The sequence below is a fragment of the Neorhizobium galegae genome, assembly GCF_017877135.1.
GTDB classification, from domain to species: Bacteria; Pseudomonadota; Alphaproteobacteria; order Rhizobiales; family Rhizobiaceae; genus Neorhizobium; species Neorhizobium galegae_A.
The window spans coordinates 367044-381768 of the sequence record NZ_JAGIPH010000004.1; the positions used below are offsets into that span (position 1 = coordinate 367044).

Genomic DNA, 14725 nt, shown 5'->3' on the forward strand with positions numbered 1-14725 from the left:
CCGATGTCACAGAATTTTGCAGCCTTCCTCTACCTCGTCTCCGGCGTCCTGTTCATCATGGCGCTGCGCGGCCTGTCGCATCCGACGACGAGCCGCAAGGGCAATATCTACGGCATGGTCGGCATGGCGATTGCCATCGTCACGACGCTTCTGCTGGCAACCCCGAACTTTGGCGGCTTCGTGCTGATCGTGCTGGCGATCGCCATCGGCGGCGGCGGCGGCGCCTATATTGCCCGCACCATTCCCATGACCGCCATGCCGCAGCTGATTGCCGGTTTCCATTCGCTGGTCGGCCTTGCCGCCGTGATGGTGGCCGCGGCTGCCCTTTACTCGCCCTCCGCCTTCGGCATCGGCGCGGTCGGCGCCATTCATGCGCAGGCGCTGGTGGAAATGGCGCTCGGTGCGGCCATCGGCGCGCTCACCTTTACCGGCTCCGTCATCGCCTATCTGAAGCTCGACGGGCGCATGTCCGGCAAGCCGATCCTGTTGCCCTATCGCCATGTCATCAACATCGCGCTTTTGGTGCTGACGGTGCTTGCGATCGCAAGCCTTGCCTCCAGCGAAAGCCATCTTGCCTTCTGGCTAATCGTCGCGCTGGCGCTGGTGCTTGGCGTACTCATCATCGTGCCGATCGGCGGCGCCGACATGCCGGTCGTCGTTTCGATGCTGAATTCCTATTCCGGCTGGGCAGCCGCCGGTATCGGCTTTACGCTCGGTAACCTGGCGCTGATCATCACCGGCGCGCTCGTCGGCTCCTCGGGCGCCATCCTCTCCTATATCATGTGCAAGGGCATGAACCGCTCGTTCATCTCGGTCATCCTCGGCGGCTTCGGCGGGGAGACGGCAGCAGCCGGCGCAGATGACGGCGTGCAGCGCACGGTCAAGCAGGGCTCGGCCGACGACGCCGCCTTCCTCATGCAGAACGCCACCAAGGTGATCATCGTGCCCGGTTACGGCATGGCGGTCGCCCAGGCCCAGCATGCGCTGCGGGAAATGGCCGATACGCTGAAGGAACACGGTGTGGAGGTGAAATATGCGATCCACCCGGTCGCCGGTCGCATGCCCGGTCACATGAACGTGCTGCTTGCCGAAGCGAACGTTCCCTATGACGAAGTGTTCGAACTGGAAGACATCAATGCCGAATTTGCCCAGGCGGACGTCGCCTATGTGATCGGCGCCAATGACGTCACCAACCCGGCCGCCCGCGACGACAAGTCGTCGCCGATCTACGGCATGCCGATCCTCGATGTCGACAAGGCCAAGACCTGCCTCTTCGTCAAACGCTCCCTCGGCTCCGGCTATGCCGGCATCGACAATACGCTGTTCTACAAGGACGGCACGATGATGCTGCTCGGCGATGCCAAGAAGATGACGGAAGACATCGTCAAGGCGATGAAGCACTGACACTGAAAGAGGCCCGGAGCGATCCGGGCTTTTCATGCCTGTCGCGCAAGGACTTTAATCACAGCAATAGGCCGAGCCGGGTAAGCGTCTGGCGCGATTGACGGCACAAGGCCTCGTTCTTGCCGCCGCGGTAATAGCTGAGGGCGATGACGGCGCCGTAGAGTGCCCAGGCTCTGGCGCGGTGCCAGTCACCATCGTCGATTGCGCATTGCGTGCGAAAGACGTCGCGCGCGGACGGGTCTACCCAGGACCAGGCGCTGGCGTAATCGGCGGCGGGATCTCCAACCGCTGCGAGACCCCAGTCAATGACGCCGGCAAGCGCGCCGCATCTCGCAATCAGGTTGTCGGCCTTCAGGTCCCCATGCAGCCAGACGCCGGGGCCGGCATAAGGCGCGCTCAGCCCCTTGTGCCAGATGGCTTTTGCTGCGGATACGTCGATCTCGTCGCAAAGGACGTCGATGGAGGAAAGCGTCACGTCGTTGAGATCGTGGAGCGGCACGCCGCGGCGGCTGTTACTCGGCCCGGCCCTTGGTGCGCCGGCCGTGCTTTTTGCCTGCAGGGACAGGAGAAACCGCGCAAGCGCCTGCGCCGCATCGGCCCAGTTTGCAATGGCATCGGCAGACGCGATGTCACCGTCCATCCAGTCAAAAATACCGAATTCGCAAAGGGTGCCAAGATCGGCATGGCCGCGAAAGCGAAGATGCGGCACATCGAGGGATAAGCCCTGGAGATGCGGCAACCAGTCAAGCTCCTTTGCCATCAGGGCGATGGCGGAGGGCCGGCGCGGCAGCCGCAGCACCTGCGTGGTTCCAAGGCGAAAGAGCCAGTTGTCCGTGCCCGTCGAGGCAATCGAAGAAAGGGCAAGGTCGGCCCATTCGGGCGCCTGCGCCTCTATGAGGCGAAAAACCGCCTCCTCATCCGCAATAAGTTCGTCGACATGCATCATACGGCCGATCTATCAGGCGCGAATGAACCCTCGGTGACAGGCGGCTTGCGGGCCTGTCCTTACTCGGCAGACCCCGAGCGCGTGCGCGCAACGCCGTCCTGCGCCGGCTTATAGTTCGGGTCGAGGCGGGCGGCGTGGTTGTAGGACTTGAAGGCGCGGGCCTTGTCGCCCTTGCGTTCATAAACCAGCGCCTGGTTGACCCAGGATTCGGCCAGCTTGTCGTTGAGGTCGATGGCGTGGTTGAAGTCGGCGAAGGCATTTTCGTCATCGTTCAGCGCCAGATAGGAGACGCCACGGCCGTTATAGGGCTCGGGCGAAGAGGGCGACAGCGAGATGGCCTTGGAGAAGTCTTCGATGGCCTGCGCATGCTGGTTGCGCAGCTGGTAGATCAGGCCGCGATTGTGGAAGGCGCGACCATCGGTCGTTTCCAGCTGGATGGCCCGGTTGAAGTCGTTGAAGGCTTCGTTCGTGCGTCCGGCCTGGCGATAGATATTGCCGCGCCCGATTAGCGCCACGTCGTAATTCGGGTTGATCTGCAGCGAGGCATTGTAGTCGTTCACCGCTTCGGCAGGCTTGCCCATGTTGCGATAGACCAGCGCCCGGTTGGCATAGGCCTGGTAATAGCGCGGGTTGAGCTGCAGAGCGCGGTTGAAATCGTCGAGTGCCTTGCGGAAGTCGCCGGCGCGACCATAAGCCGTGCCGCGCACGTTATAGCCTTCCGGATCCTGCGGATTGGACTGGATGACGGAGGAGAGGGAGGCAATGTTCTGCTCGGAGCCTTGCGCGCGGTCGAGCCGGATAAGATCGGTGCTGGTATTGGTCTGGCAACCGGCGAGTGCAAGGCCCGCAAGCAGGAGGGCTGTTCCCGGAAGACCACCGCGTGAAATGCGCTTTCTGCGCGTCGGCTGAACGGACGGGCAGGCGGAATGCGAATTTGCGGCGGTCTTGGCCATCAGGCGCAGATCCTCGTGTCACTCATGGGAATGGGGCGGTGCGGATAAACCGAAAAAGGCGGTGGCGAATAAATTCGCCCCCGCCCCTAAATCACGGAAAAACGTCGAAAAAACGGCCGATTAACGAGCGGCGGGACGCGGTGCTGCAATCAGGCCTTCGCGCTGCATGCGCTTGCGGGCCAGCTTGCGAACGCGGCGAACGGCTTCAGCCTTTTCGCGGGCGCGCTTCTGCGAGGGCTTCTCGTAGTAGTCGCGCATCTTCATTTCACGGAAAATGCCTTCGCGCTGCATCTTCTTCTTGAGAGCGCGGAGAGCCTGATCGACATTATTGTCGCGGACAAGTACCTGCACGTGAATCCCGTTCCTTTGGTTTTTTTAAATCTACCGCTCCGAAACTGCCCAGTCCGGAACGAAACAAGTGGGTCGCGCGGCAAAGGCCGTGCAATTGGGGAAGGCACATAACAGAAGGTTTTTTCAAAGTCTAGCGGCCTTCCAGCCTGCCAAACGAAAATCTCCCAAAATCCCCGCATCCCTTATGCCGCAGGGCCTGCACGGCCTTTCAACGGGGTGCAAAAGAGGGGTTGCGGTTTGCAATCCACGTCTCCGGCACCATGTGGAGGCCCTGACAGGATGTTGAGTCTCACGCAAGCCTTCAAGGAGTGTTACATGCACAGTTTATCCTATTCCCGTTTCGGCAAGCCCGCCGAAGTGCTTCAGGTTTCGGACCAGCCGCAGCCCGAGCCGGGGGCCGGGGAGGTGCGGCTCAGCATGCGCCTGTCCCCCATTCACAATCATGACCTGCTGACGATCAGCGGCCAGTATGGCTACAAGCCGGAGCTGCCGGCGCTGTCGGGCAGCGAAGGCATGGGCGTGGTCGATGCCCTGGGAGAGGGCGTCGAAGGGCTTGCCGTTGGCCAGCGCGTTGCCGCAAGCGGGCTTAAAGGCGCCTGGAGCAATTTTGCCATCGCACGTGCCGCCTCCGTCGTGCCGCTGCCGGATGCGATTTCCGATGAGGTCGGCGCGCAGCTGATCGCCATGCCGCTGAGCGCGCTTACGCTTTTGGAATTCACCGGAATCGCTGAAGGGCAGTGGCTGATCCAGAATGCCGCCAATGGCGCCGTGGCGAAAGTGGTGTCCCAGCTTGCCCGACCACGCGGCATCCACGTGATCAACCTCGTTCGCCGCCAAGACGCGGTTGCCGAACTGACAGAGCTTGGTATCGACAATGTCGTGGCAACGTCGAATGACGGCTGGAAGGACCGCGTGCGCGAGATCACCGCCGGTCAGCCCATTGCCGTCGGCGTCGATGGCGTTGGCGGAACCGCCTCCGGAGACCTCCTGTCGCTTCTAGGGGAGGGCGGGCAGCTCATCTCCTTCGGTGTCATGTCCGGCCAGCCGATGCAGATTTCCTCGGGCGACGTCATCTTCAAGCAGGCGGTGGTGAAGGGTTTTTGGCTCGCAAAGCTGATGACCACCATGGAGCCGGAACGCATGCGCCGGTTGGTCTCCGAACTCGTGACACGCGCCGCAAGCGGCGAGATGCGACTACAGACCGATGGCATCTACACAATGAAGGACGCTGCCGCCGCGATGACCGCAGCCGCCGAATCGGGGCGCAAGGGCAAGGTTCTGCTCAGCCTGCAGGATTGACCCGCACCCGTCGCGCAGCACGACGCCAATCGTCGTTGCGTGGCGGGACGTTATTTCCGCCCGTGTCGAAACAAGGGACACAATGCGTCGCAAAGCAGCCATTGCGACGCCGGTTGATTTGCGATCAGTATGCTTCTACCCAAGGCTTGGGGTGGCGAAGGAGCTATAGGCGAACATGCGCAAATATTCGGTCTTTGCTGTGGCCCGCGAGGCCATGCGCAGCCATAAGGGATGGGAGCCGCAATGGGTCTCTCCGGAACCGCGCGCCAGCTATGATGTGATCATCATCGGCGGCGGCGGCCATGGTCTGGGGGCCGCCTATTATCTGGCCCAGGAGCACGGCATTACCAATGTCGCGGTGATCGAAAAGGGTTGGCTCGGCGGCGGCAATACCGGCCGCAACACCACCATCATCCGCTCCAACTATCTCTATGAAGAGAGCATGGATATCTACGAGCATTCCCTGAAACTGTGGGAAGGCTTGAGCCAGGAGCTGAACTACAACGTCATGTATTCGCCGCGCGGCGTCATGATGCTGTCGCACAACACCCATGACCAGCAGAGCTTCAAGCGGCATATCAACGCCAACCGCCTCTACGGCATCGACAATGAATGGCTGACGCCGGAACAGGCAAAGGCCTTCTGTCCGCCGCTCGATATCTCCAAGACGGCCCGCTACCCGATCAACGGTGCGGCATTGCAGAAGCGTGGCGGCACGGCCCGTCATGATGCGGTGGCCTGGGGCTATGCGCGCGCCGCCTCCGATCTCGGCGTCCATATCATCCAGAACTGCGAAGTGACGGGTATTCGCCGCGGCCCGGGCGGCGAAGTCACCGGCGTCGAAACCGCACGTGGCTTCATCGGCGCCAAGAAGATCGGCGTCTCGGCATCCGGCCATTCCTCCATGATCATGCAGATGGCCGATGTGCGCGTGCCCCTGACCAGCAATCCGCTGCAGGCGCTGGTCTCGGAACCGCTCAAACCGATTTTCCCCTGCGTCGTCATGTCGAACACCGTGCATGCCTATATCTCGCAGTCCGACAAGGGCGAGCTGGTGATCGGTGCCGGCACCGACCAGTATCATTCCTACAGCCAGACCGGCGGATTGCAGATCATCACCCACACGCTGGATGCGATCTGCGAGCTGTTCCCCATCTTCCGGCGCGTCAAGATGATGCGCCAATGGGGCGGCATCACCGACAACACGCCGGACCGCTCGGCCATCCAGAGCGTGACGCCGGTCAAGAACCTGTTCGTCAATTGCGGCTGGGGAACCGGCGGCTTCAAGGCAACGCCCGGCTCGGCCAATCTGTTCGCGCATCTCATCGCACGCGGTGAACCGCATCGGCTGGCTGCCGGCCTGACGCTCGACCGCTTCCGTACCGGCCGCCTGATCGACGAAGCGGCCGCCGCCGCCGTCGCGCATTGAGGGGAGGGACACCATGTTTCTGATCAAATGTCCCTATTGCGGCGATGAGCGTTCCGAGCTGGAATTCCGCTGGGCTGGCGAGGCGCATATTGCACGGCCGGAAAACATCGCGGCAATTTCCGACGAGGAATTTGCGGAGTATTTCTTCCTCCGCGACAACACCAAGGGTGTGGCATACGAGCGCTGGCGCCATATCCATGGCTGCGGCCGCTTCTTTAATGCCATCCGCGATACCGTGAGCGATAATTTCCTCCTGACCTACAAGGCCGGCCTGCCACGCCAGCCCGTGCCCGGGCCTCAGCCTGTGACCCCCGATGCCCCCGAAGGCGGTGCCGCATGACGAAAAAATCCTTCCGCATCAAGGGTGCTGGCCGCCTGACGCCGGCTCGTACCGCTCGCTTCACCTTCGATGGAAAGACCTATACCGCCTATGAGGGCGATACGGTGGCCTCTGCGCTGCTTGCCAACGGCGTCCACCTGATGGGCCGTTCGTTCAAGTATCACCGCGCCCGTGGTGTGCTGTCGGCCGGTGCTGAGGAGCCGAATGCGCTCATCGACGTGGCGCGCGATGCTGCCCGCCGCCAGCCGAATGTGCGCGCCAGCGTTCAGGACGTGTTCGACGGCGCCATCATCCGTTCGCAGAACCGCTGGCCGACGCTGGCCTTTGATACGGGCGCGATCAACAATCTTCTGTCGCCCTTCTTCGCCGCCGGTTTCTACTACAAGACCTTCATGTGGCCGAAAGAGGCCTGGGCCAAGCTCTATGAGCCGATCATCCGCCGGGCGGCAGGCCTTGGCGTGGCGCCGAAGGAAGACGATCCCGACCACTATGCCAACCGCTTTGCCCATTGCGATGTGCTGGTGGCCGGTGCCGGTGTTGCCGGTCTGACGGCAGCCCTGTCTGCGGCAGAAACCGGCGCCGAGGTGATCCTCGTCGACGAGCGGGCAGAGGTCGGCGGCGCGCTGCTGTTTGATACGTCCACGATGATTGACGGCAGACCCGGTTATGACTGGGCGCAGGATGTGCTCTCCCGGCTGAAAGCCATGGCGAACGTCACGGTGCTCACCCGCACCACGGCCTTCGGTTATTACACCCACAATTTTATCGGCCTTGCCGAGCGCGTCACCGACCATCTGCCGCGCCCCGGCAAGCATCTGCCGCGCGAGCGGCTGTGGCAGGTCCGGGCGAAAAAGGTGATCATGGCAACCGGCGCCATCGAGCGGCACATGGTCTTTGCCAACAACGACCGTCCGGGCATCATGCTCGCCTCGGCCGCACGGCTTTATCTCAACCATTACGGCGTGGCCGTCGGCGAAAAGATCGGCGTCTATACCGCCCATGACAGCGCGTACGAGGCAGCGATCGACCTCAAGCATGCCGGTGTCGAGATTGCCGCCATCGTCGATTGCCGCACCCATCCCGGCGAGGCTGTGGTGTCTGCCGCCCGTGCGCTTGGCATCGAGGTTCTGACGGGCCACAGCGTGCTGGATACGGCCGGGCGCCTGCGGGTCTCCTCCATGACGGTTGCGCCAAATGGTGGCAACGGCAAGCGCCGCATCGCCATCGATGCGCTGCTGATGTCCGGCGGCTGGACGCCCTCGGTGCATCTGTTCTCGCAGTCGCGCGGAAAGCTGAAATTCGACAAGGCCAAAGACCGCTTCCTGCCCGGTCTCCATGTGCAGGATGGCGTTTCCATCGGCGCCTGCAACGGCACTGACGATCTCCCGGCCCTGCTTGCCGAGGCGGCGGCTGCCGGCGGCGGCACGCTGTCTGTCTCCGGCAGTTCGCTCTATGGCTGGACGGGTGGCATGATAGGGGCGGCCGAAGGGGCAGGCCCGGAAACCGCCGTCAAAGCCTTCGTCGATTTCCAGCACGACGTGACGGCCAAGGATATCCGCCTCGCCGTGCGCGAAGGCATGCAGTCTATCGAGCATATCAAGCGCTTCACCACCAACGGCATGGCGTCCGACCAGGGCAAGCTCTCCAACATGCACGGGCTGGCGATCGCCGCCGAAATGCTCGGCAAGGATATTCCCGAGGTCGGTCTCACGACGTTCCGCGCGCCCTATACGCCCGTCACCTATGGCACGCTGATTGCGCATTCGCGCGGCGACCTGTTCGACCCCGCCCGCAAGACGCCGTTGCACGATGAACTGGCGACGCAGGGTGCAGAATTCGAGGATGTCGGCAACTGGAAGCGTGCCTGGTATTTTCCCCGTCGCGGCGAGGATATGCATCAGGCCGTTAACCGCGAATGCCGCACGGCACGCGAAACGGCCGGCATTTTCGATGCCTCGACGCTCGGCAAGATCGAGGTCGTCGGGCCGGATGCGGCAAAGTTCCTCAACCTCCTCTATACCAATGCCTGGGATACGCTGAAGCCCGGCAAATGCCGCTATGGCATCATGACCCGCGAGGACGGTTTCATCTATGACGACGGTGTCGTCGGGCGCCTGACGGAAGACCGCTTCCATGTGACCACCACGACGGGCGGTGCGCCGCGTGTGCTCGCCCATATGGAAGACTATCTGCAGACGGAATTCCCGGATCTGAAGGTCTGGCTCACCTCCACCACCGAACAATGGGCGGTGATTGCGGTACAGGGACCGAAGGCACGCGACATCATCGCGCCGCTCGTCGAGGGTCTCGACCTGTCGAATGAGGCCTTCCCGCACATGAGTGTGGCCGAATGCACGGTGATGGGCGTGCCGGCCCGCCTGTTCCGCGTCTCGTTCACCGGCGAGATCGGCTTTGAAATCAACGTGCCGGCCGATTATGGCGCGTCCGTCTGGAAGGCCATCTGGGAGCGCGGGCAAGCGCTCGGCGCCTGCCTCTACGGCACCGAGACCATGCACGTCCTGCGCGCCGAAAAGGGCTATCTCATCGTCGGCCAGGATACCGATGGCACGGTGACGCCGGATGATGCCGGTTATGGCTGGGCGGTGTCGAAGAAGAAGCCGGATTTCGTCGGCATTCGCGGCCTGCAGCGCCCCGATCTCATCCGCGAGAACCGCAAGCAGCTTGTCGGCCTCCTGACCAAGGATCCGACGGAAGTGCTGGAGGAGGGCGGCCAGATCGTTGCCGACCCGAACCAGCCGAAGCCGATGACCATGCTCGGCCATGTGACCTCGGCCTACTGGTCGGAAACGCTTGGCCGCTCGATTGCCATTGCGCTGGTCGCCGGCGGTCGTGCGAGAATGGGCGAAACGCTCTACGTGCCGATGAAGGACAAGACGATTGCCGTCGAAGTGACCGATATGGTGTTCTTCGACAAGGAAGGAGGCCGCATCCATGGTTGAGCTTGCAAACCGCACCCTGCCGCTCTCCGGCTTCCACGGTGGATCGGCCGTCACTAGCCTGACGCCGGCGCAGCCCGCCGAGCGTGTGTCGCTGCGCGCACGGCCGGAGGATGTCGCAGCCCTTTCGGCAGCGCTCGGCCTGTCGCTTCCCACGCAGGCCAAAACGTCCGCAACGGCCGGCAAGCGGTCGGCCCTGTGGCTCGGGCCGGACGAATGGCTGGTCATCGACGAGGGCGAGGGTGGCCTGATGGCGGTGCTTGGCAGCTCTGGCGCGCTGCATTCGGCAACCGATGTGTCGCATCGCAACACGGCCGTTCTTGTTGCCGGTCCGGGGGCGGCAAAGACGCTGAACGGCGGCTGCCCGCTCGACCTGTCACTGAAGATGTTTCCCGTCGGAGCCTGCGCCCGCACCCTCTTCGGCAAGATCGAAGTGGTGGTGCTGCGCACCGCAGAGGATGCCTTCCGCGTGGAATTCTGGCGCTCGTTTTCGCAGTACGCCTTTGGCCTGCTTCAGGACGCGGCGGAGGACGCGGCGGTCTGAACGAGGCCGCCCCTATCCTCAGGGCGCCGGCGTGAGAAAGGCCGGCGCGGGTTCCACCGACATGTTGAGCTCACGTTCGCGCTCGATATAGAGCCGCTGCTGGTCCGTAACGTAATCGCGCACGATCGGGGCTGCGTCGCGGCGGCGCGACAGCTGCATGTGGAAGACGAGCTGGCTGCCGGTGCGGAACATCATCTCGGCGCTGATCAGGTAGAATTCCCACATGCGGGCAAAGCGCTCGTCGTAAAGCGCGATCACCTGGTCCCGGTTTGCCTCGAAACGCTCTGTCCAATGGCGCAGCGTTTCGGCGTAATGGAGGCGCAGAAACTCCAGGTCCGTCACCCAAAGGCTGTTCTGCTCGACTACCTCGAACACTTCCGACAGCGCCGGCGAATAGGCGCCCGGGAAGATATACTTGCGCAGCCAGGGGCTTGCCATGCCGGGCGGGCTCATATGGCCGATGGAGTGAATGACGGCAAGTCCGTCATCGGGCATCAGCGCGTTGAGCTTCTTGAAGAATTCGTCGTAGTGATGAACGCCGACATGCTCGAACATGCCGACTGACACGATGCGGTCGAACTGCTCTTTGACGTTGCGGTAGTCCTTCAGCTCGAAGCGCACGCGGTCCGACAGACCCGCCTCCTGCGCCCGTTTGGAGGCCAGCGCCTGCTGTTCCTTCGACAGCGTCACGCCGGTGACCTCGACATTTTCGAGTGTGGCCAGATAGAGCGCCAGATCGCCCCAGCCGCAGCCGATGTCGAGCACTTTCATGCCGGGTTTCAGGCAGAGCTTGGCGGCCAGCAGCCGCAGCTTGTTGCGCTGCGCCTCTTCCAGCGTCTCGGCCGGATCGCGGAAATAGGCGCAGGAATAGAGCATGTTCTTGTCGAGGAAGAGCTTGTAGAAATCATTGCCGAGATCGTAGTGGTGGGCAACGTTCTCTTGGGCCTCACCCTTGCGGTTGGATTGCTGGCGCTTGCGGAATTTCATCTTGATGGCGCGCAGCACCTTTTGCAGCGGATAGGAGCCGAGCGACAGGCGGTTGACTGAAAACAGCTGCAGGAAATCGCGCAGCGTCGATCCCTGCTCGAACCGCATCGTGCCATCCATATAGGCCTCGCCCGCGGCCAGTTCCGGATTGAACATCAGCGATTTGTAGAGTTTTGGATCGGTCAGTCGCATGGTGACTTCGATGCCGGGTGTGCCGGCAAAGACGTGGCTCTTGCCTTCGGCATCGATCACCGTGAGGCGGCCCTTGCGAATGAAGGATTTCATCATGTGGGAAAGCGGGAACATCAAAACCCTCGCTGGAGATGAAATGCGGGAATGCTCTATCTGTTTTCCTGGGAGACCGGTTGGCAAACTGGGGTGTTGAGGTGGCCGAAAGATGGCCGCCTCATTCAGGCCTCGGGTGGCCGGTCTTTCGGGTCGAACTGGATGATGGTGCTCCAGGTGGCTGTCAGCGCCGGCTTCTTTTCGCTCTCGATTTCCATCATCACGTCGTATGTCACCATCAGCATGCTGGCGCCGCGAAAGCGCGCTTCCGTCAGCGTGAAATGCGCCCGCACCCGGCGGCCTGCGCGCACCGGAGAACCGAAGCGGATCTTGTCGAAGCCGTAGTTCAGCCCCATCGTCTGCTCGCGGATGCGCGGTACGGCGGAATAATTCATCGCCGACAGCAGCGAGAGCGTCAGGAAACCATGCGCGATGGTGCCGCCGAACGGGCTTTCGGCGGCGGCGCGTTCCGGATCCGTGTGGATGAACTGGTGGTCGTTGGTCGCATCGGCAAAGGTATCGATCATCGTCTGGTCGACGGTGATCCAGTCGGAAACGCCGATTTCCTGCCCGACCAGATCCTTTACATCGCTCAGGGAAACGTCACGTGGCATTGCAGACTCTGTCCCTTGATAACCCTGATGGAACTCTTACAGAAAAACCGTGGCGCCGATAGGGTGCAGTGCACACATCAGCAATTGCTTGCCCAGACGACGCTGCGCGGGGCAATCGGTGCATCCCCAAGCGGCTGACCGGAAATAAGATTTGCCCATTTTCCAGGAGGCAGCGTGACGGGGAGGGGCGTATTGCCGCGATTGAAGATCACCGCGAGCGAGGTCCGGCACTTCGCATCGGCAGCACTCTTTCGGTCGCCCGTCGCCAGAAGCATGGTGAGCTGCACGCGCTCGGGCGTTTCCCAGTCCGCCACCGTCATCGGCTGGCCTTGTTCATTCAGCCAGGCGACGTCACCCTCCTCTCCGGTGAAGAAGTGGGTGTCGGAAAAGACGGAAAAGCGCTTGCGGAGCGCCGATAGCGCGGCGGTGTGAGCCACCAGATCATCATCCAGCGCCGCCCAGTCGAGCCAGGTGAGGGCATTGTCCTGCGCATAGGCATTGTTGTTGCCCTGCTGCGAGCGGCCGCCTTCATCGCCCGCCGTCAGCATGATGCTGCCGCGCGTCGCAAACAGGGTGGCCAGCAGCGCCTTGATATCGTTTTGCCGCGCGGCCTGGACGCCGGGGTCGTCGCTTCTGCCTTCCACGCCATTGTTCCAGGAATGGTTCTCGTTATGGCCGTCGCGATTATCTTCGCCATTGGCCTCATTGTGCTTGTGCGCGTGGGACACGAGGTCCATCAGTGTGAAGCCGTCATGGGCGGCAAGGAAGTTGACGCTGCGGCTTTCCGTCTGGCCATGGGTGGCAAACAGGCCAGAGGAGCCGGCAAGGGCGGAGGCGAGGGCGCCGGTTTTTCCCGCGTCCCCGCGCCAGAAGCAGCGCATGTCGTCGCGGGCGCGGTCGTTCCATTCGAGGAAGGGGGCAGGAAATTGTCCGAGCTGATAGCCGCCCGGGCCGATGTCCCAGGGTTCGGCAATTATCATCCGATCCGAGAGCACATCATCCTGAAGGATCGCCGCCAGCGTATCGCTGTCGCGGGCAAAGCCTTCCATGCTGCGCCCGAGAATGGTCGCCAGATCAAAGCGGAAGCCATCCACGCCGGCATGGAGGACGAAATGGCGCAGCGTATCCACGATGAGGCGCCGCACGACGGGATGATCGCAGGCCACCGTATTGCCGGTGCCGGTATCGTTGACGAGCACACCCGGCGCGCCGGGCATGTGATGGTAATAAGTGAGGTTGTCCAGCCCGCGCAGCGAGAGCGTCGCGCCGAAGCGGTCGCTTTCGCCGGCATGGTTGAAGACGAGATCGAGGATCACGCCGATACCGTTGTCGTGCAGCGTCTTCACGGTTGCTGCAAGTTCTGCCACGCCACCCGGCACAAGGCGCGGATCGAGCGCCATGAAGGCCACGGGATTGTAGCCCCAGCCATTGGTGAGGCCGAGCGCCGGCAGATGGCGCTCGTCGATCCAGGCGGTGATCGGCATGAGCTCCACTGCATCGACGCCGAGCCGTTTCAGATGCGCCAGAACAGCCGGATGGGCAAGCGCTGCCACCGTGCCGCGCTGGTTTTCCGGCACGTCCGGGTGGAGCAGGGTGAACGGGCGCACCGCAATCTCGTAGATGAGGCCTCCCGGCTGAAAGAGCGCCTTCCGGCGGGGAACCGGCACCTCCTGCCCCACAAGGGCTTTCGGCACCAGCGCTGCCGTATCCACGCCGAACTGCGCAAGGCGGGGATCGTGACGGTAGGGGCCGTCGAGTTCCTTTGCATAAGGATCGGTCAGAAGTTTTGAAGGATCAAACCACAGGCCGCGGTCCGGATCGTAGACGCCGCCAGCGCGAAAGCCATAGCGCGTGCCTGGCCCGATGCCTGGAACGTCGAGGCTGAACAGTCCCTTGCCATCCGGCACAAGCGCCAGGCGCTGCGCTTCGGTCTCGCCGTCGAACAGGCAAAGATCCACCGTCTGCGCATGGGCGGAGAAGACGCCAAAAGTGGTGCCGTGGTCATGCACGACGGCTCCGAGCGGGACACGGGTCATGAACACTCCAGCTCCTGGTGAGGCGGAACACTCGCAAAATGTCCCGCAACTGCTGATCAAAAGGCTATTCGCGCCCTCGCTTCTACACCATAGTCCCTGGCGCTTAACGAGGAGGAAAAGCCATGCCTTTCACCATTTCCCTGCACCGTGTTCTGAAAGCCCCGGTCGAGCGTGTCTTTCGGGCCTTTACCGATGCCGATGCCATGGTGAAATGGAACCCGCCGCATGGGTTCACCGCCCATATGCACGCCTTCGAGCCGGTCGTGGGCGGCGCATTCCGCATGTCCTTCACCAATTTTTCGACCCAGCAAACGCACAGCTTTGGCGGGACCTATCTGGACATCGTTGCCGACAGCAAGATCAGCTATAGCGACAAGTTCGATGATCCGTCGCTGCCGGGCGAGATGATCACCACCGTGGAGTTCAAGCCGGTCGCCGTCGGAACCGACATCCAGATCACCCAGGCTGGCATTCCAGACATGATCCCGGAATCGGCCTGCTATCTCGGCTGGCAGGAATCGCTCGGCCAGCTGGCGCTTCTGGTGGAGCCGGACATTCGCGAAGGTTGACGGCTTCCCTC

General features: G+C 62.5%; 13 protein-coding genes. 7 read left to right on the plus strand and 6 right to left on the minus strand.

What is annotated here, in order from left to right; translation table 11 throughout:
- Window positions 1-3 precede the first annotated feature (3 nt).
- Window positions 4-1404, plus strand: a complete 1401-nt coding sequence (locus J2858_RS14645) for an NAD(P)(+) transhydrogenase (Re/Si-specific) subunit beta (protein ID WP_210105542.1) — start codon at window positions 4-6, stop codon at window positions 1402-1404.
- 58 nt (window positions 1405-1462) lie between these two features.
- On the opposite strand, the gene J2858_RS14650 is transcribed toward J2858_RS14645, so the two are convergent.
- The 3 genes from J2858_RS14650 to rpsU all read right to left on the minus strand — a co-directional run bounded on the left by J2858_RS14650 (window position 1463) and on the right by rpsU (window position 3654).
- Window positions 1463-2350 (minus strand): aminoglycoside phosphotransferase family protein, encoded by an 888-nt coding sequence (locus J2858_RS14650; protein ID WP_210105543.1) that lies wholly within the window; start codon window positions 2348-2350, stop codon window positions 1463-1465.
- Window positions 2351-2409: 59 nt separating this feature from the next.
- Complete coding sequence (locus tag J2858_RS14655) at window positions 2410-3303, minus strand: tetratricopeptide repeat protein (RefSeq protein ID WP_210105544.1); 894 nt, start codon at window positions 3301-3303, stop codon at window positions 2410-2412.
- 120 nt (window positions 3304-3423) lie between these two features.
- Entirely contained in the window at window positions 3424-3654 is a 231-nt protein-coding gene (gene rpsU, locus J2858_RS14660) for a 30S ribosomal protein S21 (RefSeq protein WP_137131503.1), read from the minus strand.
- A gap of 315 nt (window positions 3655-3969) precedes the next feature.
- On the opposite strand from rpsU, the gene J2858_RS14665 reads away from it, so the two are divergent.
- From J2858_RS14665 to J2858_RS14685, 5 genes are all read left to right on the plus strand, one after another.
- Entirely contained in the window at window positions 3970-4953 is a 984-nt protein-coding gene (locus J2858_RS14665) for a zinc-binding dehydrogenase (RefSeq protein WP_210105545.1), read from the plus strand.
- Between the two features lie 175 nt (window positions 4954-5128).
- Window positions 5129-6382, plus strand: coding sequence for a sarcosine oxidase subunit beta family protein (locus J2858_RS14670; RefSeq protein ID WP_210105546.1), 1254 nt, complete (start codon window positions 5129-5131; stop codon window positions 6380-6382).
- 13 nt (window positions 6383-6395) lie between these two features.
- Window positions 6396-6722 carry a sarcosine oxidase subunit delta gene (locus J2858_RS14675; RefSeq protein ID WP_210105547.1) on the plus strand — a complete coding sequence of 109 codons (327 nt, stop codon included), beginning with the start codon at window positions 6396-6398 and terminating at the stop codon, window positions 6720-6722.
- Window positions 6719-9682, plus strand: a complete 2964-nt coding sequence (locus J2858_RS14680; protein ID WP_210105548.1) for a sarcosine oxidase subunit alpha — start codon at window positions 6719-6721, stop codon at window positions 9680-9682. The genes J2858_RS14675 and J2858_RS14680 overlap by 4 nt, the downstream gene beginning before the upstream one ends.
- The gene (locus J2858_RS14685; RefSeq protein ID WP_210105549.1) at window positions 9675-10223 is read left to right on the plus strand and encodes a sarcosine oxidase subunit gamma; all 549 of its coding nucleotides are present in this window, start codon (window positions 9675-9677) and stop codon (window positions 10221-10223) included. Before J2858_RS14680 ends, J2858_RS14685 begins: the two co-directional genes overlap by 8 nt.
- A gap of 18 nt (window positions 10224-10241) precedes the next feature.
- On the opposite strand, the gene J2858_RS14690 is transcribed toward J2858_RS14685, so the two are convergent.
- The 3 genes from J2858_RS14690 to glgX all read right to left on the minus strand — a co-directional run bounded on the left by J2858_RS14690 (window position 10242) and on the right by glgX (window position 14145).
- A complete protein-coding gene (locus J2858_RS14690; RefSeq protein ID WP_210105550.1) occupies window positions 10242-11516 on the minus strand; it encodes an SAM-dependent methyltransferase in 1275 nt (424 codons plus the stop codon).
- Between the two features lie 104 nt (window positions 11517-11620).
- The gene (locus J2858_RS14695; RefSeq protein WP_210105551.1) at window positions 11621-12109 is read right to left on the minus strand and encodes a MaoC family dehydratase; all 489 of its coding nucleotides are present in this window, start codon (window positions 12107-12109) and stop codon (window positions 11621-11623) included.
- Between the two features lie 77 nt (window positions 12110-12186).
- Entirely contained in the window at window positions 12187-14145 is a 1959-nt protein-coding gene (glgX, locus tag J2858_RS14700; RefSeq protein ID WP_210105552.1) for a glycogen debranching protein GlgX, read from the minus strand.
- Window positions 14146-14267: 122 nt separating this feature from the next.
- Between glgX and J2858_RS14705 the strand changes: the two genes are divergently transcribed.
- Window positions 14268-14714 (plus strand): SRPBCC family protein, encoded by a 447-nt coding sequence (locus tag J2858_RS14705; protein WP_210105553.1) that lies wholly within the window; start codon window positions 14268-14270, stop codon window positions 14712-14714.
- Window positions 14715-14725 lie beyond the last annotated feature (11 nt).